The sequence below is a fragment of the Geminocystis sp. NIES-3708 genome, assembly GCF_001548095.1.
Taxonomy (GTDB): domain Bacteria; phylum Cyanobacteriota; class Cyanobacteriia; order Cyanobacteriales; family Cyanobacteriaceae; genus Geminocystis.
This window is the reverse complement of the sequence record NZ_AP014815.1, coordinates 1498199-1522058: the sequence shown is the minus strand read 5'-3', so window position 1 is coordinate 1522058 and position 23860 is coordinate 1498199. Positions and strand designations below refer to the sequence as shown.

Sequence of the window (23860 nt, the reverse complement as noted above, 5' to 3'; positions counted from 1 at the left end):
GTTGAATAGAACAAAAAGAAAGCTGGAAGATTAATCTATCACGAAATATTTTCTATAAAACGAATGTTATTTCTTCACAACCATGCAATAGAAATAATTTTTCAGAAACCAATATTTTTATATACCCATTTTATTTTGTCTCTTCAATGGAAAAATATCTTCTTATTATGAGATTTTCAACATAGAAATGTTATTCTAACGCATTTGACTTTTTTCTTAATCTATTTTAAAATGTATTTGAATACCAAGCGTCAGTTCAAACTTGGCAATACTAGACGTGATAGTTCGCTCAAGATAAACTTTAATAGGAGAAAACAGAAAATGTTAAACAGACGTTATGTATTGTTTGCTCTCTCAGGATTAATAGCTCAATTTGCTTTACCCGCCTTAGCTCAAAAAAAACCCAAAACTGTTGAATTAACTCTTGTTAGTTATGCTGTAGCTAAACCAGTATTTTCTAAATTAATTCCTGAATTTCAAAAAGAATGGAAGTCAAAAACAGGACAAGATGTTACTTTTAAAGAATCCTATGGTGCATCAGCCGCTCAAACCAGAGCAGTTTTAGGAGGATTAGAAGCCGATATTCTCGCTCAAAATCTCCAAGAATTTATTACTCCCTTAGTAGAGAAAAAGCTGGTTAATCCTAATTGGAGTAAACGCCTTCCTAATGGTGCAAGTCCTGCTAGTAGTGTTATGGTATTAATTACTCGGGCGGGGAATCCTAAAAAGATCAAAACATGGAAGGATTTAACTCGTGATGGTGTAGAAATTGTCGCTATTAACCCAAAAACGTCGGGTAATGCTCGTTGGGGTGCTTTAGCTGGATATGGTGCTATTTGGAAAACTGAAGGAGAAGCTAAAGCAAATACTTATTTTAATGCTTTTGTTAAAAATATTAAAAATTTAGTTAATTCTGGAAGAGAAGCAACAGATACTTTTGTAAAAAATCGGGTGGGAGATGTATTAATTAATTTTGAGAATGAAATTATCTTCACTAATGATGCCATTCCTAAAGATTTTCCTTATGTTGCACCTTCTCCTAACTTAAGAGTTGATTTTCCTGTGACAGTAATTGATAGTGTGGTAGATAAGCGAGGTACACGTCAAGTAGCTGAAGCCTTTACTAAATTTCTGTTTACTCCTAAAGCTCAAGCCATTTATGCTCAAGCTGGTTATCGCCCTATTGATGAGAAAATCAGAAAAGCTAACGAAAAAGACTTTCTTAAAGTTTCAAGAATTTATAATATCACTGATTTTGGTGGTTGGCCTGCGGTTAATAAAAGATTATTTGATGATGGTGCATTATTTGATAGAGCTTTACAAGCCGCTAGGAAGTAAGATTTACTGAATGATGACTCTTAATTTAATCTCTGGGTGGCAGACATTTATTCGTTATCAACTTCTCTTAAGAGGGATTGTTTTTCTATATATTAGTATTATAATTATACTTCCATTAACTGCCTTATTCTGGAAAGTTAGTCAAAAACCTTTAACACAAATTATCCCTTTAATTACCTCAGAAATTGCCATTGATGCTTATAAATTAACCTTTGGTACAGCTTTAGGTGCCGCTTTAATTAATAGTATTTTTGGCGTAATTTTAGCCTGGATTTTGGTTAGATATGACTTTGTGGGCAAAAGAATTGCTAATGGCTTAATTGATTTACCCTTGGCTATTCCGGGGGTTGTGGTGGGCATAACCTTGATGTCTCTTTATTCTCCGGCAGGAGTTATCGGACAATTATTTGAGCCTGATACCTTTTTAGGAAAATTATTTCAACACTTTGACATTGAAGAAGTTAATTTAACATCCTCAGTTATTGGTATTTTAGTTGCACAAATTTTTGTTACTTTACCTTTTGTAGTCAGAACTGTTCAACCTGTATTAATAGATTTTGAACCTGAAGTTGAAGAAGCCGCTAAGATTTTGGGTGCTAATTCTTGGCAGTGTTTTTGGAAGGTAATTTTACCCCAAATTTTGCCTTCCATTTTAACAGGTTTTACCCTTGCTTTAGCTAGAGGTATCGGTGAATTTGGAGTTGCTTTCATTATTTCTGGCAATATTCCCAATGAAACTTTAATGGCTACGGTTTATATTTATCAACGCTTAGAACAATTTGATTTTGTAGGTGCTACCGCAGTGGCGATCGTACTTTTAATATTAGCGTTGGTTTTTCTGATTCTTGCAGGAATTTTACAACGATGGAGTCAAAGACATAGCCAAAATAATTAACAATGGGCAAAGGTAATTTCCCTATGACTAATAACAAGTGACTAATTATTTATTGAGGTTATTTTGAAACAAAAAATATTTCCTTGGGAGCGATATATATTAATTACAATCGGTTTAGGATTTTTAGCTTTAGTTGTATTATTACCTCTAATTAATATTTTTTATGAAGCCTTTTCTCAAGGAGTCAGTGCTTATTGGCAAGGAATTAATACCCCAGAAGCTCATCATGCTCTGATGTTAAGCCTTATTATTACAGTGATCGCAGTTCCTGTGAATACAATTTTTGGTTTATTAGCCGCATGGGTATTAGCAAGACAAAATTTTGTAGGTAAACAACTTTTATTGGGAATTATTGATTTACCCCTAACCATTTCCCCTGTCATTATTGGTTTAATGTTTGTGTTGCTTTTCAGCCCTATCGATAGTATTTTTAAATCTATAGTGGTTGCTTTTGACCTGAAAATACTGTTTGCTTTACCTAGTATGATTCTTGTTACTATGGTGATTACCGTACCTTTTGTCGTTAGGGAAGTATTACCTGCGTTGGAAAATCTGGATAAGGATCAAGAAGAAAGTGCTATGATACTTGGAGCATCACCTTGGCAGGTTTTTTGGCAAGTTATTTTACCAAATATTAATTGGGCTGTGCTTTATGGTGTTATTTTATGTACTGCTAGAGCTTTGGGGGAATTTGGTGCTGTTGCCGTTGTTTCAGGGAGAATTATTAGTAAAACAAATACTTTAACTTTACACATCGAACAAACTTATAGTAACTATGAAACGATAGCGGCTTTTAGTGCTGCTTCTTTACTAGCATTAATTACTTTATTAACAATTATTTGTGAACAAATTTTAGATCATCGCCAAAAAATATCTAAGTAGAAAAAGATAATTATTATTTAACATATTTTTTTCTAGGAAGTTAGCTTATGAAAGATAATCCATTAAAAATGTCACAATTGCATATAGTAAAAAGAAAGGAATTAACCATACAAAAAATTCTTTAATTCTAAAACCTATTTTTTTATTTTTAAATAATTGATAACGATAAATATAGTTTAATAAATAAGGTAATAAAAGAATGTTAAACATTACAGAAATTATCATAATATTTTCATCACTAGAATGATATTCATAATAATTAATTGAGTGTAAAAATATTTGTGTAAATCCTATAAAGATTAAACCAATTAAATAAAAACTAACTAAAGGTAAATTAGCAATCATTGGTATAATAATTAATGATGAATTTATGTTCCCACAAATAGCAAAAATAGTAAACCAAATAATCATCCATCCGAAGCAATAAAGCATTTCTTTTCGGAAAATATTCATAATTTTTCTTAAACTACGAATAAAATTAAACTCTTCTTTAATAGTAACTCCAAATATTTTTGTTAAATTTGGTTTTATTTTTTGATATATATTACTGGGAACTTTTCCTGATGATATTTGATAAAAAAACATAGCCAAAATTAATGATTTATCACCTAATTTACTTAATAAAATTGCTAATACTTTATATTTATTTATAATAGGAGGGTTTCTTTTTTCTCGAAATTTTTGATATTGTTCATGGGTAAATAAGTCAAAATTAGTAGAATTGTTGGGGAATTGAGACATAAAAGCTAATTGATTTTCCAAAGAAATTCTTATTTCTTGATCATAAGTTTTTCCCCATAAAGTTTCAGGAGATTTTAGTAACCAAAAGACTATAGATAATAGCTCAGGTTTTTTTACTAAATTCAGTAATATTAATTGTACTCCTAGTCTTAAATTATAATTAATAAAAGGAGTATTATTTGATAAAAAACTACCTAAACTTAATTGAAAATCTATACACATCTCATAATGATCTTTCTTTTTTCCTTTTCTATTATTTAACCACTCTAAAAACTCTGATAAAGCATCAGGAATAATTATTGCCCTTAAAGTTAGTAACCTTACCATTTCTGAGGTATAAATAGCCTGTTGTAAAGCCATTATTGTGTTATTACCATTAAGATATTTAGTATAAATTTGACTATTTATTTCAGGATTGGCTAAAGCATTTTCGAAAACTAAAATATGTTCTTTTTTTAAATTTTTTCTTCTAGTTAAACCTTTGATAGCAGTGTTAATTTCTTGTTCAATTTCAATCATTATTTTTTAGACGTTTTTGCACAAAGTGAGAAAACAAGTAATAGGTAATCATAAAAGAGATTGTAGATCTTTTCTCTTGTGTCTATTTTTTTATCGCCTTAATTTCTCATTTTAAACTAGATAGACTAAGATTATCTATTGCTATCAAAGATTTCCATGTCTTGTCAGCCATAGATAAAAAATTAGATTTAAAGAAAAAACTTCTCGTTGCTTATAGTTCTTAGGTTAAAATAAAAGTTAACATTTGTAACAAAAATTAAAAAACTTTTATTAAAATCTTTTTGTAGCTGAACATTATGCAAAATCGTCTAATTCGTAAAACTTTCATTGCCTTGGTTATTGGCTTAATCAGTATTTCTACATGGTTGTTTACTCCTTATTCTTCTGCATCTGCGGTAAATAATCCTGAATTGTTACCAGCAGAAGTTACTCCTATCGTTGATTTAGCAAATTATTTGCCTACATTACAGGAAGAATCTATAACTAAACAAATAGAAGATTTTGAACAACAAACAGGATGGAAATTAAGAATTTTAACCCAATATGATCAATCTCCTGGGAGGGCAGTGATTAAGTTTTGGGATTTAGATGATCAAAGTATCCTTTTAGTGGCTGATGGCAGAGGTGGTAATTTACTGGCTTTTAGTGTTGGTGACGATGTTTATAAACTACTTCCTCGTACTTTTTGGATTGAATTACAAACTCGATTTGGCAATATGTATTATGTTCGTGATAATGGAGAGAATAACTCTATCGCCGAGGCTTTAGATACTGTCAAAGGTTGTTTAGCTAAAGGTGGTTGTTCTGTCGTACCCGGATTACCTCAAGAGCAATGGATTTTAACTTTAGTCACATCCGTGGTAGGTGGTATTATTTTTGGAGTAGCTGGGCATCCCCGTAAACCCGGACAAGTTTTTGCATGGCAATGGGTATTAATTATTTCTCCTTTATGGGGAATTTTGTTTTTTGCTTTCGGTATGGGACCTGTTGTTACTCGTACTTCTGAATGGTTGCCGATATTTCGTAATGTCATTGGTTTTGCTTTAGGTGCATTAGTCGCTTATTTCTCTCCTTTACTCAATCAGCAAACTCCCTATGAAACATAAATTGAAGTAAAATAATCAATATTATTGATTTTTAAACTTTAATGAAATGGAATTTATTAACGGCTCAAAATTTAGCTATTATCGATCAAGAAGTTAATCGAGGTAAATTTTCCCCCGCTGAATATGAAATAGTTCGACGTACTATTTATGTTAGTGGGGATTTCGATTATCATTCTTTGGTTTCTTTTTCGAGTAATGCGTTACAATCAGGTGCGGCAGCATTATCCGCTAGAGTTCCTATTATTGTTGATACTTCTATTCTTCAAACTAGTATTACTTCTTTATTACAATCAACTTTTCTTAATCCTGTTTATTCCGTGGAAGCAATTTCTAGTAATATTGTTTTTGAACAGAAACCCTCTTCCATATTGGAAAATTTAGCTTATCGTTATCCTTATGCAATTTACGTGTTTGGACAAAATCAGATCATCTTAGATTCTTTATTAGATTTTATTGAATCACAGGAGATTAAACCTAGTTTGATTATTACTACGGCTTCTGGTTTTATCTATAAGGAGGCTATTAATATGAAATTGAGAGATTCTTCGATTTCTCACATCAGAGTCGATAGTTGCAAAGGAGGAGTTAATTTAGCAATGGCAATTATTGATGGTTTAATCGATTTGGCATGGATGGCGAAACAATTAACCATTAATTAATTATTAAATTATTATTTCTTGGGGGGATACCAATTCTTGGGCGAATACCATTCCCCCCTAATAATCAATTTGGTGCTATCCATAGTAAGGTTTGCCCATATTCAACGGGTTCACCATTTTCTACTACAATTTCCATAACTTGTCCTGATACTTCCGCTTCAATTTCGTTCATCAGTTTCATCGCTTCAATAATACACACTATATGACCATTGGAAATGCGATCTCCAACATTCACAAAAGGAGCTTCTCCAGGGGCTGATGCACTATAAAATGTTCCTACCATAGGAGATGTAATTTCAATCCAATTATCAGTTTTTTTAACTGGGGAAGATTTTTCTGTAACTAAGGGTAGTTTTGCCTCTGTTTCCATTGGCTTAGTTACTTCTAAAGAAGGCGTTGCCACGTTTAATGGCTGAGATATTGTATAAGTGGTATTGTTGATGTGAGGACTTGTTTTTTGAAGTGTTAGTTCAAAATCCCCTTCCTTAATCGCTAATTCCGTTATATCTGTTTTGGCGATCGCCTCGATAAATTCTCGGAGTTGATTAAAATCTATTGGCACTTTTTAATATATATATCAATGAATTAATTAGAATTTGGGAGAAAAAAATAAAGATTTATTTTAATGATAGTCAATATAAAGTTATTCTCTTCCTAAATAACTGCCATTTCTGGTATCAACTTTAATTTTCTCACCGATAGAGACAAATAAAGGTACCATAATTTGTGCTCCTGTTTCGACAATTGCTGGTTTTGTGCCACCGGTAGCCGTATCACCTTTGACACCCGGATCTGTTTCGATGATTTCTAGTGTTACTGAAGTAGGTAATTCAATGTCTAAGACTGAAGTATTCCAAAATAAAACGTTGACTTCCATTTCTTCTTTGATAAACTTAGCACGATCTCCTACTTGAGAAGCACTGAGTGTTACTTCTTCAAAGGTTTCCATATCCATGAAAATAAATTGATCACCTTCTTTGTAAGTATGTTGCATAGTCCTTTTTTCAAGGTTAGCTTGAGGCACAGTTTCTCCAGCACGAAAAGTTTTTTCCATGACATTGCCACTTTGAGCATTTTTTAGTTTAGTGCGCACGAAAGCTGATCCCTTACCGGGTTTTACGTGCAAAAATTCTACCACTCGCCAAACACTACCATCTAATTCAATACTAACACCGGGGCGAAAATCGTTACTTGAAATCATATAAGTTTATACTCTTAAATCTTTTTTCTAATTTCGAGACATATTGGGTACAAAACACCAAAACTATATTCTCTTAAAATGGTACTAATTACAAGTAACAATTGGCAATTAACAATTAATAATTAACAATTAATAATGAATCATCAATAAAGTTAAAGAAACAATAGGCAACAAAAATCACGTTAATCCTTCACTTCTAAAGCTAATCGTGGTTATTTGTATCTTTTATTGTTAGTGCAAGATCCAAGTAAAATATGAATAGTTCCATGAATTAATTGATCTATTTATGAAAATTCGTCGTCAACAACCTTCTCCTCCTATTGCCATAGAAAGTTTACGTTATCAAGTTATCTCCCCTGAAAATGAGCCACGAAATATTTTAGAAAAAATTGTTTGGCATAAAGAAAAAGAAGTAGAAAAAATGCGCGATCGCCTTTCTTTATTAGATTTGCGTAAAAAAGTAGCAGAATTATCTTCTTTTCCCCTCAATTTTCTTTCTGCATTGCATAATTCAGAGAAAAAACCTGCTTTAATTGCAGAGGTAAAAAAAGCTTCTCCTAGTAAAGGAGTTATCAAAGAAAATTTTGATCCTATTACTATTGCTAAATCTTATGAAACAGGTGGAGCAAGTTGTTTATCTGTATTAACAGATGAAGAGTTTTTTCAAGGAAGTTTTGAAAATTTAGCTAAAGTTAGAGCAGCTGTTAAAATACCTTTGTTATGTAAAGAATTTATTATTTATCCTTATCAAATTTATTTAGCAAGAGTTAATGGTGCAGATGCAGTTTTATTAATTGCAGCAATCTTAAAAGATAATGATTTGCAATATTTTTTAAAAATAATTCATAGTTTAGGAATGACAGCTTTAATTGAAGTTCATACTTTAGAAGAATTAGATCGAGTTTTGGCTATTGATGACGTAAAATTAATTGGTATTAATAATCGTAATTTAGAAGATTTTACTCTTAGTTTAGATACAACTAAAGATATTTTATCTGCAAGAAAAGAAACTATTATTAATAAACAAATTACTATCGTGAGTGAATCTGGATTATATACCAAAAATGATTTAGATTTTGTTAAAAATGCTGGAGCAAATGCTGTTTTAATTGGTGAATCTTTAATTAAACAAGATGAATTAGAATTGGCAATTGATAAGCTATATAACAATTAACAATTATAAACAATGGGTAATAAGTAATAAAACTATTACAAAAAAATATGATTGATAATTGTGAAATTACGGTTATTATTCCTGTTATAAATGAAGAAAAAAATCTCAAAAAATTGTTTTCTCATCTTATTAAAAAGTCTTCTATCGAATTGATTTTTGTAGATGGAGGAAGTAATGATAATACAGTTAATTTAATCAAAAAAGCAGGTTTTAATGTTATTTTATCGCCTATTTTACGCCGTAGCTATCAAATGAATTTGGGTGGACAAAAAGCTAAAGGAAATATCTTATTATTCCTTCATGGAGACACTATTTTGCCTGATAATTATGACGAAATTGTTATTGAAACTGTAAAAAAGAATAACTTTATTGCTGGTGCTTTTAAGTTAAGAATTGATAGCCAAAAATCTATTTTTAGAGTCCTTGAAACTTTTATTAATTGGCGATCACAATATTTATCATTACCTTATGGAGATCAAGGAATATTTATCAAAAAAGAAATATTTGATAGTATAAATGGTTTTTCTGACCTAGAAATAATGGAAGACTTTGCATTCATTAGAACAGTCAAAAAAATTGGTAAAATTTATATAACAAATTCTTCAGTGATCACATCTGCTAGACGATGGAAAAAACTAGGAATTTTCAAAACAACATTAATCAATCAATTAATTATTATTGGTTATTATTTAAAAATCAATCCTGAAAAATTAGCTCGTTTTTATCGTCAAATTAACTAAAATTATTTCCTATAAACTAAAAAAAGAAGTGGTAAGTATGTCCATATTTCCTAAATTTCAATTTAGAAGCATAACCCATCGGCTCATTTTTGGTTGTGTCATTGCCGCTTTATTTATCTACAGTGTGTCTTATTGGCATATGCACCAAGTTGTTGAGTTAGGTGTTGTTACTTGGATGACTGATGTTGCCCAATCTCGCATTGATTCGGTAGCTGTTGAAGTTGAAGGAATTTTGCGATCAATTGAGGAAAAGACTGAGTTAATTATTTACCCTGAGCAATCAAAGGAAAAGAATCAATTTAATATAACTCTTTTTAAAAAACTACAACAACAACAATCATTAATCAAAGCCGTTGCCATTGGTAGTTTATTAACAGAAAGTAAAACTATTAAACCTTCCCAAATATTTGGTTTAAGTACTAATATTCAGGGTGAAAATGTGTTGATGACGGAAAGTGATATAACCAGATTACTTAATTATTGTCAAAATAATTTTAATGTATCTCTACCTTTTTGGTCGAATCCTTCTGCAAACAATCCTTCAAACAAATCACTGATTTATTGTACTTCTCTGGGTGAAGAAAAAGTAACTCAAAACTTACTTGCCATCGAACTTACTTTAGATTGGCTCGAACCTTTAGTAACTCGTAAACTTAACTTAGAAGACAAAATCAATCATTTTTCCATTGGGCAACCTTTTGTGATTGATTTAGCAACAAAGCAATGGTTAATAAGCCCTCCCGAAACTATACAATCCCTGTCTTGGTTTTCTAAACATACTACTGTACCTGAATTTCAATCTAACAAAAAAGAAAATAAAAATTATGGAAGTTCTCAAATTTTTACCGATTCTCAAGGTACACTGATTTTTACCATATTACCGAGAACATCTTGGGCTATGGGTTTTGCTATCTCTGAGGCACAAATGAAATCATTTCGCCAAAACTATTTTTTTACGATAATTGCATCTATGGTTAAAGATATGGCACTCATTTGTTTAGCGATAGTCGTGATTTCTCGTCAAACAACCCGTTCTCTCAGGGCTTTAATCGTTAGCACAGAAAACATTACTCAAGGTAATCTCAACACCATATTACCCACTACTAAATCAAGGGATGAAGTAGGACGACTTACGGCGGCTTTTCACCATATGCGTGATGCTTTGAAAACTCATATTAAGGAATTACAAGAAACCACTGCTGCGAAGCAAAAAATGGAAAGTGAGCTCTCTATTGCGGCTCAAATTCAACGTTCCATGATACCCCGTATTGAAGTTACTGATGGCTCTAATCAAAACTATGAGATTTCTGCTCTTTTCCAACCAGCAAGGCTAGTAGGAGGTGATCTTTATGATTTCTTTTCTCTAGGAGGAGATCACAAAGTGACACAGAGTGATCGCCTTTGTTTAATTATTGGTGATGTTGCGGATAAAGGTGTACCAGCGGCGTTGTTAATGGCAAAAACGGTGAGTTTGATTCGTACAATAACTAAAAGTACAAGTACTCCTAAGTCAATTTTGCAAACTGTTAATCATGAGCTTTGTATCGATAATGACGAGTGTTTATTTGTGACTTTATTTTGTGCAGTGCTAGACTTACGAACAGGAATATTAAATTATGCTAGTGGTGGTCATGATGCTCCGTTATTGTTGCGAGACGGAAATGTTCACTTTTTAGAATTAGAAACTGGACCACCTTTAGGATTAGAGGAAGAAGCCTTTTTTCCTGAACAAGAATATTTTTTGAAGCCCAAGGATTTGATTGTTCTTTATACCGACGGTATTACTGAAGCCATGAATCGAAAAGGTGAACTGTTTTCAGAAGAGCGATTAATTGATGCTATTTCCCATAATTTACGCTACAATCCTACTAAAATAATACATACTATTCAATATTTTCATCAACAGTTTATTCAAGATGCCTCACAATCAGATGATTTAACTTTGCTAGTACTTCAGTATCAACCTTCAAATCCTTTTTCTCAGGAGATTAATGTTTTGGAATGGACTATTACTATTAATAATGAATTAACTGAATTAGAAAGAGTCAAACCCCAGATAGGCAAAATTTTGCAAAGGGAATCTTTAGTGATCGAATCGATTGAAGATACTCAACTGATTGTGGAGGAAGTTTTAGTTAATATTATAAATTATGGCTATAGTAAAGAATCTCGATATTCTATTGATTTACAATTTCAGATTAGAGATCAGACTCTAGTTATAACTTTTCAAGATAGTGGACGACCTTTTAACCCTTTAACAGAGATTGAGACACCTGATTTATCGATGGATGATGATGAACGTGAACTGGGAGGATTTGGTTTTTATTTGGTACGAGAGTTAGTAGATTACATTGATTATACATATCATAATGATAAAAACATTTTAACGATTTACCAAACTATCACTAAAAAAATGTAAATTAAGTATCAGACTTTTTCAAAGCCTAGGCAAAAGGCAACAGGTTAGACTTTGATAAAAATGAAGCCAAAAATTGAGGGAAATCTCTATTATTGAGAAACAAAAATTGAAACTGAAAATAATTCAATGAAAAATAATAATCTTTGATAATAAAACTGATGACACTAAAAATTCACACAAAAATCACCCAATTAAATACTATGCACCTTATTCTTAATGGGCAATTAGATGCGATTACTGCACCTGATTTAGACCAATTTATTATTAAACTTGATCATAATATCAAAAATCTTGTCCTAGATTTTGAGAGTCTTAATTTTGTTTCTAGTGCTGGATTACGAATTTTGGCGAAGGCTAGAAAAACGATGAAATCTAGGCAAGGACAAGTATGTTTTGTCAATCTTAGTCCTCAAGTTAAGAAAGTTTTTAACATTGTTAAAGCTGTGCCAATTTCTGATGTTTTTCAAAATATAGAAGAACTTGATGCTTATTTAATGAAAATGCAAAATCAAAATAATTAATTAGAGTTTCCTGAAAAAGAATCTAAGTATTCATACAAAATTAATTGTATATTATCAATAGATTTAAACTCATTGTTATAATAGCTTTGAGAGAAATAAAATGTGCAATTAATTTTACTAACCTACTTATTTTAATTTTTCTATCGATGAGATGTCTATCAGAAAAAATAACCAGATTTAACGGTAGTTTGATTAGTTTTACTATCATAATCTAAAAGATACTCTCTGGCGATCACTTGTTTTTCTCGTAAAAAATTAACCTCCGATTCAGCGATTTCTGTATCAGTAGAAAGCAAAATCACCTGATGAGAAGCCGTAGGAAAATAACGCTCAATTAAATTATAACGGTGAGAAGAATCAAGTCGTCCTAAAGGAGTATCAATAGCAATAGGTAAATTTCTTCCAGAAACTCTTGCTAATCCCCACAATAAAGCAATCGCTAATAATTGTTTTTCTCCCGCCGATAAACGATTTTTTGGAATAACTAAACTATGATAATCATATAAATTTAAAGCAAAAGTATCCGCATCAATTACCACTTTGGCTACAAAATTAGATTTATGAAGTAGATAACGAAAACAATTTGTGACTTCTAATTCTAATTTATTTAACTTCCTTAAAGTTAATTTTTGTTTAAATAAACTTAAAGTATGTTTAACTTTTGGCATCATTTCAATAATATGCTGTACTTGTAAATTTTGTAAATTATTATTACCATAATGACTGAGTTTTTTTGTGATTTCTATTATTTTTTTTTCAATGGCATTTAAAGTTTGTTTAATAGTTTCACATTTAGTTTTAATCTTAATTAAAGCCTTTTCTTGATTTTTATATTCTTCTTCTAATTTTTGATATGCTTGAGGAGAATCTACACGAAGAATCGTTTCTTCTACCCCTATTAATTCTTTTTGTAATTGTGTTAATTTAATTAATTTTTCTTGTACTTGATTTTGTTGATTTGGTAATAAATTTCGTAAAATATTATCAAGTTTAGGTAATGTAATATCATCAGCTTCTAAATAAATTTGATGAGAATTTAACTGCTGCTCTAATAATAAATTTTCTGATTGTAAAAAATCTTGTATTTTACTATATTTATTTGGATCAATATCTAAATTATCAAGAAAAGATAATAATTTATAATCTTTTTCTTTCCATAAATCTTGAGAATTTTTTATTTTTAATAACATGGATTCTTCTTCAAGTTTTATTTTGAGATTATTTAATAAATCAGTAATCAAAATTAAAGGAAAATTTTGACTAGCTATGTATATTAATTCTGAATAAATAATTTCTATTTGATTTTCTAAAGACTTTTGCCTATCACGTAATTGATGTTTCTGTACTGCAATTTTTCCCCCTTCATCTTTAAGATTATCAGAAGCGTGACGATATTTTTGATTAACTATTTTTAGTTGTTTTTCTTCAAAATTTAATTCTTCTAATAAATCTTTTTTTTGTTCTTCCAATATAAGTAATTCTTGTTCAACATCAGAGAATTTTTGACCAGCAATTTCTTGATCTAATATTTTATCTTTTCTATTAATTAAAACATCTAAATCTGAGACTAATTTATCAGCCAACTCCAACCCTAATAAAGATTTCATCGCTTCTTTAACGGCATTAGTTGGTAAATCTTGTTCGGCTAATTCTTTAACTTGTTCACCATCAAATAAAAATAAATTAGAAATACCTAAAGGCAAAAAATTTTCGACATATTCATCCCAATTTTCTGTTAAGTTTAGCTCGGGGAATTCTCCTTCAATAACACCTAAATTATCTTTCCCATCTTTAGTATTTTTATCCCAATAACGAACAATTTTTAATTCTATCCATTGCTCATTAATTATATGTTCAAAAGTTAACTCTATTCTAGTTTTTTCTCCCAAAGAAATTTGATTATTAACACACTGAATTAAATAGTCATTATAACTTAAGTTTTCTCTATTAGAACACTGAGATCTTCTTCCATAAAGTGCTAATCTAATACTATCCATTAGGGTAGTTTTTCCACCACCATTCATTCCTCCTAATAAAATAATTGGAGTATTATCTAATCCTTTTTCAGGAATTAAATTAATAATATTTTTTCCCCTATAAGGACCAAAATTTTCTAATACTAATTCTTTAAAAATCATCATCTAATATTATAATTTAAACTGTTTAAAGTCTTCCTCCACGCATATCAAAATGAAATCTAGCAATACCTAAATATAAACTCTGAGGATTATTCCCTTCAGGATAAACAGTTATACCAAATTGATATATTCCACCATAAAGAGGATTTCTGGCTTTAATAGTTAATCTAATTTTGTCACCAGGAGTTGCTGGTTGTAATAAATTGATAATGATCTCATTTTGGTTATCACTAACATTTAAAGTACTATTAAGATCAAGAGGTTTTTGATATTTATTCAAAATAAAAGCCTTAGTTTTATCAGGAAAAAAAGTAATAGTTTCTGTATTTTGTTGCTGATTAATGACTATTTTTTTTAAGTTATTATCAGCATTTTCAGGAATTTCAATATCAAAAATATATGTAGAGATAACATCGGGAAAAGTATAGGTAGGATGACTTCTAATTAAACGAGGAGAAGCTCGAAAAAAATTAATATCCGTTGCTAAAACTTGTGTTAATAGTGATTTTGAGAATGCTTTATGTTGATTATTTACTAATAAAAATAAATCAGAAAAACATATAAAAACAGCAAAGAAGAAAAAATAATTACTACTCTTAACAAAGTTCTTAATAGTTTGAAAAATTTTCATTGATAATCACTTATGAATGCTTGTTTCTTCTTTAATTGTTAATTGTTAATCATTAATTATTAACTTACCATTTTAAAAGGTTAAAACGTTCCATATCAATGGTGTCACGGTTACGATAAATAGCTAAAATAATAGCTAAACCAACTGCGGCTTCTGCTGCTGCGATAGTAATTACAAATATTGCAAAAACTTGTCCTTTAATTTCACTAGGATCTAAATAATTGGAAAATCCTATTAAATTAAGATTAACAGCATTGAGTAACAATTCAATGGACATTAAAACTCTTACGGCATTACGACTGGTAACTAAACCATAAATACCGATACAAAATAAGGCGGCTGCCAAAATCAAAAAATATTGTAGTTGTATTTCCATAATTTAAGATCTTTATTTCTAAGATTTATTTACCCTCTAATTACTTATTATTAATTGTTAATTATTAATTATTAATTCTTATCACTACCTGCTTCAATTAAGTCTCTAGGTTTCTCTGGTAACGTCAAAGAAGTAGTATATATTTCTCTTGTTTTTTGAGCTGTAGGAATTAAATCTCTACGGGCTAAAATAATTGCTCCTACCATTGCCATCAAAAGTAAAACAGAAGCAATTTCAAAAGGTAAAAGATAATCACTAAAGAAATGTTTGCCAATCATCACAATTGTGTTTTCAATGACAGACGGAGAAATTGTGGATAATTGCCAAGGAGTAACTAAAACCATTGTACTTAATAAAGCAAATAAGCCAAGACAAACTAAACCAGTGGCAATTTTACGAATCCATCTACCTTTTACTTGTTGAAAATTTTCGGTTTTATTCACCAACATAATTGCAAACAGAATTAGCACATTGACTGCACCAACATAAACTAAAATTTGTGCGGCGGCAACAAAATCGGCATTAAGTAATAGATATAAACCCGATATACTTATAAATACTCCTCCCAAAAGAAAAGCGGAGTAAACAATATTATCTAATAAAACTACCCCTAAAGCCGCTCCAATCATCATGACAGAAAGGATTCCAAACGCTACAAATTGAACACCTTGTGATATTTCCACGATTTAATATACCTTTTTAAAAATATTTGTAACAACTATCAACTATACAACTATTAATTTTTGATTATATCTTGAGGATTTTGCCCAGCACGTTGACTACCTTCAGGTAAATCATGGGGCTCGATAACGCCTTTTGGTAAATAACCTAATTCTTTGAGAGGTGTTACCATTGAATCTTCTGTTACTTTTGTAGGTAAACGCCCTAAAGCGACGTTATCATAATTTAATTCATGACGATCATAAGTCGCTAATTCGTATTCTTCCGTCATAGATAAACAATTGGTGGGGCAATATTCTACACAATTACCACAGAAGATACACACGCCAAAGTCAATACTATAGTGTTTTAATTCTTTCTTTTTGACGGATTTGTTAAATTCCCAATCCACAACGGGAAGATTAATCGGGCAAACACGAACACAAACTTCACAGGCGATACATTTATCAAATTCAAAATGAATTCTCCCCCTAAATCTTTCAGAGGGTATCAGTTTTTCATAAGGGTATTGTACCGTTACTGGACGACGCTTCATGTGATCAAATGTAACAGCAAATCCTTGTCCAATATACTTTGCAGCTTCTACGCTTCCTTTGGCGTAATCGGTTACTTGTTTGAGAAATTTAAACATAATCTGTTCAATAAGTGCCAATGCAATTCATTTTACACGAACTTGATATATATAATTGCTAATTGTTAATTACTAATTATTAATCGATAACTGCATTTAACAAAACTTGAGTCAAATTCATGTCTTCCATATCATCAATGGTGATGGTATCGACAATGTCATATTTAGCACCAGCATCTTGCAATAAATCATCAAGGGCTTTAAAGTATTCCGTTGCTTTTTTATCTTTGCCAATTTGAATAAAAGAGATTCCTAATTCTTCATCTCGATCAATTTTATGGGTAGCTTCGATAATTAAACGAATAATTTCTTTTGGCTCATCGGGAACACCATCAGTAATAATTAACATAGTTTCACCATTAACTTTAGCTGTGCCTGAGGCTTTTCGTTGAAAATAATTATTTAAAGCATCTTGTAAAACACTTTTTAAATCAGATTTCCCCATCGGCTCATTTTGACGATAAATTTCCCTAATTTTGTCAGCAGTAACATTATCATATCTTCTAAAACGTCCTGAATATAAATAAACAGTAATACCATCAGGGTCAATATCATCACATTTTTGAGCAAGGGAAAAAGTTGATTCTTGGGCAATTTCCCAACGAGTTTTTCCTGTACCATCATCGGTGGTTAAACTACCACTTTTATCAATAATAAGAGTATAGTCACGATTGGTAACAATAGATTCAGTATTCATAGTCAATAATTTTTAGTGTTTATCTCTACCATGAATGATAACTAAAAATATAGAAATAAAAATTGTAAATTATTCTTGCGAATCTTTTAAAAATCTTTAAATTTAAGCTAAAACTGAATTTATAGCTTTAACCTAAATATAACAATAATATTGTTTTAAAAATTATGGATAGTGAAAAAAAATATCGGATGATTTGTACCCTCTCATTTGGTGATATTTATGGTCAAATTATCGTTTGGTTAGGCGTTATTTTTATTAGTCTTGCAAGTACTTTAGCTTTGTGGAGTAGTACTCGTCAAATTTATGCTTTTGCAACAGTAGGTATTGTATTAGTTTTATCTTTACCCTTTTTACTTTTTGCTTTTGTTACTACTTTATTAAATCATATTGAATTTGTTCCTTTAGAGGAAGTAGAAACCAATAAAGTAAAAAATAGAGCAAAATTTACCCCTAAAACGGCAGAAGCGATAAGCTAATTGATTTTTATATAGGTGAATAAAAAGGTTTTTAATGATCAATAATTATAACTATCTAAATTTATCAATTATGATGGTAGATAGTTGCATATTAAAGATTAATTTAAAACCAATCTTCCCTATTTTTTTCTTTTTTGTCAAAAATCATTAGTTAAAAACCTCGTCGTAAAAAGTCTTACTGTGGTAGAATGAGAATTAAGTCGTTCTAAAAGTTAACTAACGCAATATAAAAAGTGGTGAATGATTTTAAGTTATTGCCTAAACCCAGATTGTCCAGAGCCAAAGAATGAACCCAACGAAAAGGTTTGTGTCAGTTGTGGTTCTAATTTGATATTGCATAATCGTTACCGTGTAATTAAAAAAATTGGAAAGGGTGGATTTGGAACAACTTTTTTAGGGATTGATTTATCTTTACCGGGTAATCCTTTCTGTGTTATAAAACAGTTACGAGCTAATTCTAATGATCCAGAAACCTTTCAAATGGCATTAGATTTATTTCAAAGGGAAGCAAAAACTTTAGGAAAAATTGATCATCCTCAAATTCCTCGATTACTGGACTATTTTGAAGATAATCTACATTTTTATTTAGTTCAAAGTCTAGTTAAAGGTAAAAATTTACAACAAGAAGTAAAACAAAACGGCGTATTTAATGAAGCTCAAGCCAAAAAATTTTTAGGGGAAATATTACCAATTCTGCAATATGTTCACTCCATTAAGATGATTCATCGGGATATTAAACCAGCTAACATTATTCGTCGAGAACAAGATGGTAAATTGGTTTTAATTGATTTTGGAGCAGTTAAAGATCAAGTTAACACTCAATTAGCTAAAAATTATGGTCAAACAGCCTTTACTCAATTTGCTGTAGGCACGATGGGGTTTGCCCCTCCAGAACAATTAGCTATGCGTCCAATATATTCTAGTGATATTTATGCTCTAGGATCGACTTGTTTATATTTAATGACGGCAAAATCGCCCAAAGACATACCCTGTAATGAGTTAACAGGAGAACTTTTGTGGGAAAAAGAGGTTAAAATTAGTAACGGTTTTGTGAAAGTGTTACGCAAGATGTTAGAAGTTGATGTTCGTCTTCGCTATCAATCGGCAAAAGAGGTAATGGATGAACTGGATATTGCTCCTTATGAAGAAGAATTACAAAAAGGTTTAGTGACGAATACAAAAACCGTGATTCCTACGCCATCTGAAACTAACGATGAATATACTCACGTTTCAGCTACTTCTCGGTTAGCGATGGCAATTAGAGCTAGAAAATCTCGTCAGGGAAAAACAAAGTATCTTACTCAAATTAATGCTGAAAGTATTTTAGTTGCTTATTCTCAGGGCAGAATGGATTTTAGTAAACAAACTTTTAATCAATTTAATTTTATGGGGGCAAATATACCTCTAATTAATTTTCGTCATTGCACGATGACTCAGTGTAATTTTGAAGAGAGTTATTTAAAAGGAGCGAATTTTTATAGTGCAATTTTAATTAAAACAAAGTTTGCTAAAGCTAATCTTAAAAAAGTTCACTTTATGAAAGCAGATTTACAATCAGCAGATTTTCGAGGTGCAGATTTAGAAGGTGCAAATTTAGAAGGTGCAAATCTTAATGATGCTAATTTCTGTGGTGCTAATTTAACGAATGTTAGCGTAGAAGAAGATCAATTACAACAAACTCAAACTAATTGGAATACTATTTTCCCTGATGGAAAGCGTCGTTTATGGTAATTTTATTTTTCAGTTTATTAACTCAAAATTAATCATTCAAAATAAAATATATAGTCTTAATTATACGCTCAAACTCATTTAAATTATATCTTTTAAAATTAGTAAAAAAAATTGAAAATCGTACCTATTCTTGAATTTCTCCAAAATATTAATGAGAACAAATTCTAAATATGTCTCAAAGTCAATTAATTAAAATAATGCAGCAAGAGGATTTTTATCCCCATAAAGTTAAACTTCCTATTGAAGTTATACAAACTCATTGTTCAACAATTTTTTTAACAGGAGAATATGCTTATAAATTGAAAAAGGTAGTTAATTTTGGCTTTTTAGATTATTCGACTATTGAGAAACGAAAATATTTTCTTGAAGAGGAATTGAGAATGAATAAAATAATTGCTCCTGATCTTTATTTGGAAGTTATACCTATTAGTTATATTCAGGAAAAATTTATTTTAAATAATAATTATCAGATATTTGATTATGTTTTAAAAATGAAACAATTTCCTCAAGAAAATCTTTTAATTAATATATTTAAAGCTGGTAAATTAACAGAAGAGAGGATAAAAGAATTAGGTAAATTAGTGGCTAATTTTCATCAAAAGACTTTTACTAATAAGTATATTAATAGTTTTGGCACAGCAGAAAAAATTAGACAATCGATCAATGAAAATTATCGACAGACAAAAAAATATATTGGATTTGTTCAAACATTAGAACAATATCAAAAAACTAAAGCATTTACTGAAAATTTTTTTATTTCTCATCAAGAATGTTTTAAAAAAAGACAAATCAAAAATAAAATTAAAGAATGTCATGGAGATTTACATCTAAAAAATATTTGTATTTGGAATAATAAAATACAATTATTTGATCGTATTGAATTTAATGAATCATTTCGTTTTGTTGACGTAATTTATGATGTTGCTTTTACAATAATGGATCTTGATTTTAGAGAAGAAAAAAAACTAGCTAATGTTTTTCTTAATACTTATTTAGAAACCACTGGAGATTGGGAAGGATTGCAAGTTTTACCTTTATATTTGACTCGTCAAGCCTATGTTAGAGCAAAAGTTAACTCTTTTTTATTAGATGATTCTGCTATTAGTGAAACTGAAAAACAACAAGCTCAAAAAGTAGCTTCAAAATATTATAATTTAGCATATAAATATACTCAAAAATCTCAAGGAAAAATAATTTTAATGTCTGGTTTATCAGGCTCTGGAAAAAGCACAATAGCAAGTCAAATAGCCAAAAAAATTAATGGAATACATATTCGTTCTGATGCCGTAAGAAAACATTTAGCAGGAATATCTTTAGAAGAAAAAGGACAAAATGAACTTTATTCTTTAGAAATGAATGTTAATACTTATAATCATTTATTTTATTTAGGAAAATTATTAATTAAAGAAGGATTTACTGTTATTTTAGATGCTAAATATGATCGTATTTTTTTCCGTCAACCTATTATTGAATTTGCTAAAACTCAAAATATTGATTTGCAAATTATTTATTGTACTGCTCCTTTAAAGATTCTTGGCGATCGCATAAATAAAAGAACTGGAGATATTTCTGATGCCACGATAGAATTATTAAAAGAACAACAAAATAACTTTGAATTTTTTACGGAAATAGAAAAACCTTTTTTAAAAATTATTAATAATTCTAAATAATTTTTTGTCAAAAAATTAAAATACTTTAGTGTAAAAAAAAGAATTTCAAGACATATTAATTAAATAAAAATATGATTGATATAACAAACATAGATGAGATTAAAAATATTATTCCTGATTTAATAGAAATAGATATTCTTTAGATTGATACAGAAATTGCGGATTACTCTACGAAAAATCCTCGCTTATCTTCGATTCAACTTTTAACTTATAGAAAGAATCTTAATTCTAATCGTAGTTATATATTCAATATATTAGATAAATCGAGTTTAATTGATTTCTTTGTTAACAATACTATGATAAATCAGTCAATTTAAAAAGCATTACGTAGTACTACATTTGACTTAAAATTTTTAGGTAAAAATACTGCTAAAAATCTATTTTGTACTTTAGAATTAGCAAGAAAATTTCCCTATCATTTTCTCCTGATTAAAAAGAAAAATTTAAAGAATTTAACAGAATATTTGACAAACTTCAAAGATTTATCAAAAAAAGAACAGAACAGTGATTAGGGTATTCACCCTTTAAGAAAAACTCAATTAGATTATGCACAAATGGACTGTGTTTATTTAGTCCAAATTTATCATCAATTAAGAGAATTAGATACTAAAATTAAGAAAAATCAAGAGATAAGAAATTTAGAAGCTTTAAGCAGAAGATATAAATTGAAATACAATAGTTATTATTAGACTAAGAAATGATTCACCTAAAAGAATTAATAAAAGAGAAAAGGGTTGATAAAAATATCTCAAAAAATTATGATTTTCAACTTACTTCTATTACAAAAAAAATTTTAAAACTGATGTACAAGAATTAGTATAATTGGTCATTAATAATCATATTTATGTTGATTTTCCTATAACCTTAACCAAGGCAATTCAAGAAGAATTAGGAGATAATTTAGAAAAGTTAAACGTTGATATTAACACAATTATGTAATATACATTAAATAATAAAATTATAGACGATGAAGAATAAAATAAAAAGGTGGGTTTTACCCACCCTACCAATATCAAACAAATTAATTATTAATTAATTGCAAATCAGTTTCTTTTTTCGCTTCAATTGCCGCATATAAACGATTTAAAGCACTAATATAAGCACGGGCAGAAGCAACAATGACATCAGTATTCGCCGCATAACCTGAATAGGTTTTATTTTCGTGTTTCAAGCGAATTGTTACCTCTCCCATGGCATCAATTCCCGCAGTAACGGATTTGACGGAATACTCAATTAACTCGTTAGGAATATTCACTACACGATTAATCGCCTTGTATATCGCATCAACAGGACCTGTACCAATGGAAGCATCACTTAATTCTTCTCCTTGAGGGTTACGAATAGTAATAGTAGCAGTCGGTGCAGAATGATCTCCACAAGAAACTTGTACTAACTCAAGGCGGAAAAGTTCAGGGGGTTGCTGAATTTCATCATTAACGATGGCTTCTAAATCCCAATCACTAATTTCTCGTTTTTTATCTGCTACCTCTTTAAAACGCAAAAAGGCTTTATTTAAGTCTTCTTCTGACAATTCAAATCCCAATTCCATCAGACGAGTCCGAAATGCGTTACGTCCTGAAAGTTTGCCGAGTACAATCTGATTAGTTGTTAAACCAATAGATTCCGCATCCATAATTTCGTAAGTGAGGCGATTTTTCAACACCCCATCTTGATGAATTCCCGATTCATGGGCAAAAGCATTCGCACCAACAATGGCTTTATTAGGTTGTACTATCATCCCCGTCAAACTTGATACTAAACGAGAAGTTTTATAAATCTGCTTAGTATCTATATTAGTTAAAGGTTCAGTAGAATTAACGTCTCTGCCTAAAAAAGGATTAAAATATTGACGACGTACATGAAGTGCCATAACTAACTCTTCTAATGCTGCATTTCCAGCCCTTTCACCAATACCATTAATAGTACATTCTAACTGTCTTGCTCCATTTTTCACTGCTTCAAGAAAATTTGCTACTGCCAAACCTAAATCATTGTGACCATGAACGGATATGATGGCTTGGTCAATATTCGATACATTATCTTTAATACCTTTTATAATTGCACCATATTCACTAGGAGTAGTATAACCAACTGTATCAGGTATATTAACTGTTGTCGCTCCCGCATTAATAGCTAATTCTAATACTTGATAAAGAAATTCAGGATCACTACGCCCAGCATCTTCAGGGGAAAACTCTACGTCATCGGTAAATGTTTTAGCGTAAGCTACCATTTCAGGTACAATGGCTAACACATCGGCACGAGTTTTCTTAAGTTTATATTCTAAATGTATATCAGATGTGGCTAAAAATGTATGGATTCGGCTTTTAAAAGCTGGTTTAAGGGCTTCTCCTGCACTTTTGATGTCTTTGAAGGTTGCACGAGCTAAACCGCAGATGATAGGTCCATTTTCTGTACCTACGGTTTCAGCGATACGTTGTACGGCGTGAAAATCTCCTTGACTTGCATGGGGAAAACCGGCTTCAATAACATCAACACCTAATTTAGCTAAAGCACGAGCGATATTTAGTTTTTCATCTACATTTAAACTTGCACCGGGAGATTGTTCTCCATCACGCAATGTGGTATCAAATATAATAATTCTATCTGGCTGGTTTGTCATATCTTAAATTT

Annotated in this window: 23 protein-coding genes; 13 read left to right on the top strand and 10 right to left on the bottom strand. The window is 30.3% G+C overall.

Annotation, left to right across the window (positions count from 1 at the left end; all coding sequences use genetic code 11):
* The first annotated feature begins 321 nt into the window (after positions 1 to 321).
* From GM3708_RS06585 to cysW, 3 genes are all read left to right on the top strand, one after another.
* On the top strand, positions 322 to 1338 hold the full coding sequence (locus GM3708_RS06585; protein ID WP_066345043.1) for a sulfate ABC transporter substrate-binding protein: 1017 nt from the start codon (positions 322 to 324) through the stop codon (positions 1336 to 1338).
* A gap of 10 nt (positions 1339 to 1348) precedes the next feature.
* Positions 1349 to 2233 (top strand): sulfate ABC transporter permease subunit CysT, encoded by an 885-nt coding sequence (gene cysT / locus GM3708_RS06580; RefSeq protein ID WP_197671689.1) that lies wholly within the window; start codon positions 1349 to 1351, stop codon positions 2231 to 2233.
* Between the two features lie 63 nt (positions 2234 to 2296).
* On the top strand, positions 2297 to 3115 hold the full coding sequence (cysW, locus tag GM3708_RS06575; RefSeq protein WP_197671688.1) for a sulfate ABC transporter permease subunit CysW: 819 nt from the start codon (positions 2297 to 2299) through the stop codon (positions 3113 to 3115).
* 45 nt (positions 3116 to 3160) lie between these two features.
* On the opposite strand, the gene GM3708_RS06570 is transcribed toward cysW, so the two are convergent.
* On the bottom strand, positions 3161 to 4375 hold the full coding sequence (locus GM3708_RS06570; protein WP_066345035.1) for a hypothetical protein: 1215 nt from the start codon (positions 4373 to 4375) through the stop codon (positions 3161 to 3163).
* 296 nt (positions 4376 to 4671) lie between these two features.
* On the opposite strand from GM3708_RS06570, the gene GM3708_RS06565 reads away from it, so the two are divergent.
* Positions 4672 to 5481, top strand: a complete 810-nt coding sequence (locus GM3708_RS06565) for a TPM domain-containing protein (RefSeq protein ID WP_066345034.1) — start codon at positions 4672 to 4674, stop codon at positions 5479 to 5481.
* A gap of 41 nt (positions 5482 to 5522) precedes the next feature.
* Positions 5523 to 6140 carry a precorrin-8X methylmutase gene (locus tag GM3708_RS06560; protein WP_066345033.1) on the top strand — a complete coding sequence of 206 codons (618 nt, stop codon included), beginning with the start codon at positions 5523 to 5525 and terminating at the stop codon, positions 6138 to 6140.
* A 64-nt stretch (positions 6141 to 6204) separates the two neighbouring features.
* On the opposite strand, the gene accB is transcribed toward GM3708_RS06560, so the two are convergent.
* Positions 6205 to 6702, bottom strand: coding sequence for an acetyl-CoA carboxylase biotin carboxyl carrier protein (gene accB, locus GM3708_RS06555; protein ID WP_066345031.1), 498 nt, complete (start codon positions 6700 to 6702; stop codon positions 6205 to 6207).
* Between the two features lie 81 nt (positions 6703 to 6783).
* Positions 6784 to 7341, bottom strand: a complete 558-nt coding sequence (gene efp, locus GM3708_RS06550) for an elongation factor P (protein WP_066345030.1) — start codon at positions 7339 to 7341, stop codon at positions 6784 to 6786.
* A 286-nt stretch (positions 7342 to 7627) separates the two neighbouring features.
* Between efp and trpC the strand changes: the two genes are divergently transcribed.
* The 4 genes from trpC to GM3708_RS06530 all read left to right on the top strand — a co-directional run bounded on the left by trpC (position 7628) and on the right by GM3708_RS06530 (position 12195).
* Complete coding sequence (trpC, locus tag GM3708_RS06545; RefSeq protein WP_066345029.1) at positions 7628 to 8515, top strand: indole-3-glycerol phosphate synthase TrpC; 888 nt, start codon at positions 7628 to 7630, stop codon at positions 8513 to 8515.
* A gap of 47 nt (positions 8516 to 8562) precedes the next feature.
* Positions 8563 to 9255 carry a TIGR04283 family arsenosugar biosynthesis glycosyltransferase gene (locus GM3708_RS06540; RefSeq protein ID WP_066345028.1) on the top strand — a complete coding sequence of 231 codons (693 nt, stop codon included), beginning with the start codon at positions 8563 to 8565 and terminating at the stop codon, positions 9253 to 9255.
* Between the two features lie 37 nt (positions 9256 to 9292).
* Complete coding sequence (locus GM3708_RS06535) at positions 9293 to 11674, top strand: SpoIIE family protein phosphatase (protein ID WP_066345026.1); 2382 nt, start codon at positions 9293 to 9295, stop codon at positions 11672 to 11674.
* Between the two features lie 158 nt (positions 11675 to 11832).
* The gene (locus GM3708_RS06530) at positions 11833 to 12195 is read left to right on the top strand and encodes an STAS domain-containing protein (RefSeq protein ID WP_066345021.1); all 363 of its coding nucleotides are present in this window, start codon (positions 11833 to 11835) and stop codon (positions 12193 to 12195) included.
* A 158-nt stretch (positions 12196 to 12353) separates the two neighbouring features.
* Here GM3708_RS06530 and dndD read toward each other — a convergent pair whose 3' ends face one another.
* The 6 genes from dndD to GM3708_RS06500 all read right to left on the bottom strand — a co-directional run bounded on the left by dndD (position 12354) and on the right by GM3708_RS06500 (position 17349).
* A complete protein-coding gene (gene dndD / locus GM3708_RS06525; protein WP_082714018.1) occupies positions 12354 to 14336 on the bottom strand; it encodes a DNA sulfur modification protein DndD in 1983 nt (660 codons plus the stop codon).
* 22 nt (positions 14337 to 14358) lie between these two features.
* Positions 14359 to 14964, bottom strand: a complete 606-nt coding sequence (locus GM3708_RS06520) for a DUF2808 domain-containing protein (RefSeq protein WP_066345019.1) — start codon at positions 14962 to 14964, stop codon at positions 14359 to 14361.
* A gap of 64 nt (positions 14965 to 15028) precedes the next feature.
* On the bottom strand, positions 15029 to 15334 hold the full coding sequence (gene nuoK / locus GM3708_RS06515; protein WP_173645037.1) for an NADH-quinone oxidoreductase subunit NuoK: 306 nt from the start codon (positions 15332 to 15334) through the stop codon (positions 15029 to 15031).
* A gap of 77 nt (positions 15335 to 15411) precedes the next feature.
* Positions 15412 to 16023 carry an NADH-quinone oxidoreductase subunit J gene (locus tag GM3708_RS06510; protein ID WP_066345017.1) on the bottom strand — a complete coding sequence of 204 codons (612 nt, stop codon included), beginning with the start codon at positions 16021 to 16023 and terminating at the stop codon, positions 15412 to 15414.
* 53 nt (positions 16024 to 16076) lie between these two features.
* Positions 16077 to 16652, bottom strand: coding sequence for an NAD(P)H-quinone oxidoreductase subunit I (ndhI, locus tag GM3708_RS06505; RefSeq protein WP_066345015.1), 576 nt, complete (start codon positions 16650 to 16652; stop codon positions 16077 to 16079).
* Between the two features lie 79 nt (positions 16653 to 16731).
* Positions 16732 to 17349 carry a VWA domain-containing protein gene (locus tag GM3708_RS06500; RefSeq protein WP_066345013.1) on the bottom strand — a complete coding sequence of 206 codons (618 nt, stop codon included), beginning with the start codon at positions 17347 to 17349 and terminating at the stop codon, positions 16732 to 16734.
* A 164-nt stretch (positions 17350 to 17513) separates the two neighbouring features.
* Between GM3708_RS06500 and GM3708_RS06495 the strand changes: the two genes are divergently transcribed.
* The 4 genes from GM3708_RS06495 (at position 17514) to GM3708_RS19760 (ending at position 21915) form a co-directional block, all read left to right on the top strand.
* Complete coding sequence (locus GM3708_RS06495; protein ID WP_066345011.1) at positions 17514 to 17825, top strand: hypothetical protein; 312 nt, start codon at positions 17514 to 17516, stop codon at positions 17823 to 17825.
* 240 nt (positions 17826 to 18065) lie between these two features.
* A complete protein-coding gene (locus GM3708_RS06490) occupies positions 18066 to 19556 on the top strand; it encodes a serine/threonine-protein kinase (protein ID WP_066345009.1) in 1491 nt (496 codons plus the stop codon).
* A 170-nt stretch (positions 19557 to 19726) separates the two neighbouring features.
* Entirely contained in the window at positions 19727 to 21226 is a 1500-nt protein-coding gene (locus GM3708_RS06485) for an AAA family ATPase (RefSeq protein WP_066345008.1), read from the top strand.
* Positions 21227 to 21741: 515 nt separating this feature from the next.
* Positions 21742 to 21915 (top strand): hypothetical protein, encoded by a 174-nt coding sequence (locus GM3708_RS19760; protein WP_144439355.1) that lies wholly within the window; start codon positions 21742 to 21744, stop codon positions 21913 to 21915.
* 332 nt (positions 21916 to 22247) lie between these two features.
* On the opposite strand, the gene GM3708_RS06480 is transcribed toward GM3708_RS19760, so the two are convergent.
* A complete protein-coding gene (locus tag GM3708_RS06480) occupies positions 22248 to 23849 on the bottom strand; it encodes a 2-isopropylmalate synthase (protein ID WP_066345007.1) in 1602 nt (533 codons plus the stop codon).
* Positions 23850 to 23860: the final 11 nt, after the last annotated feature.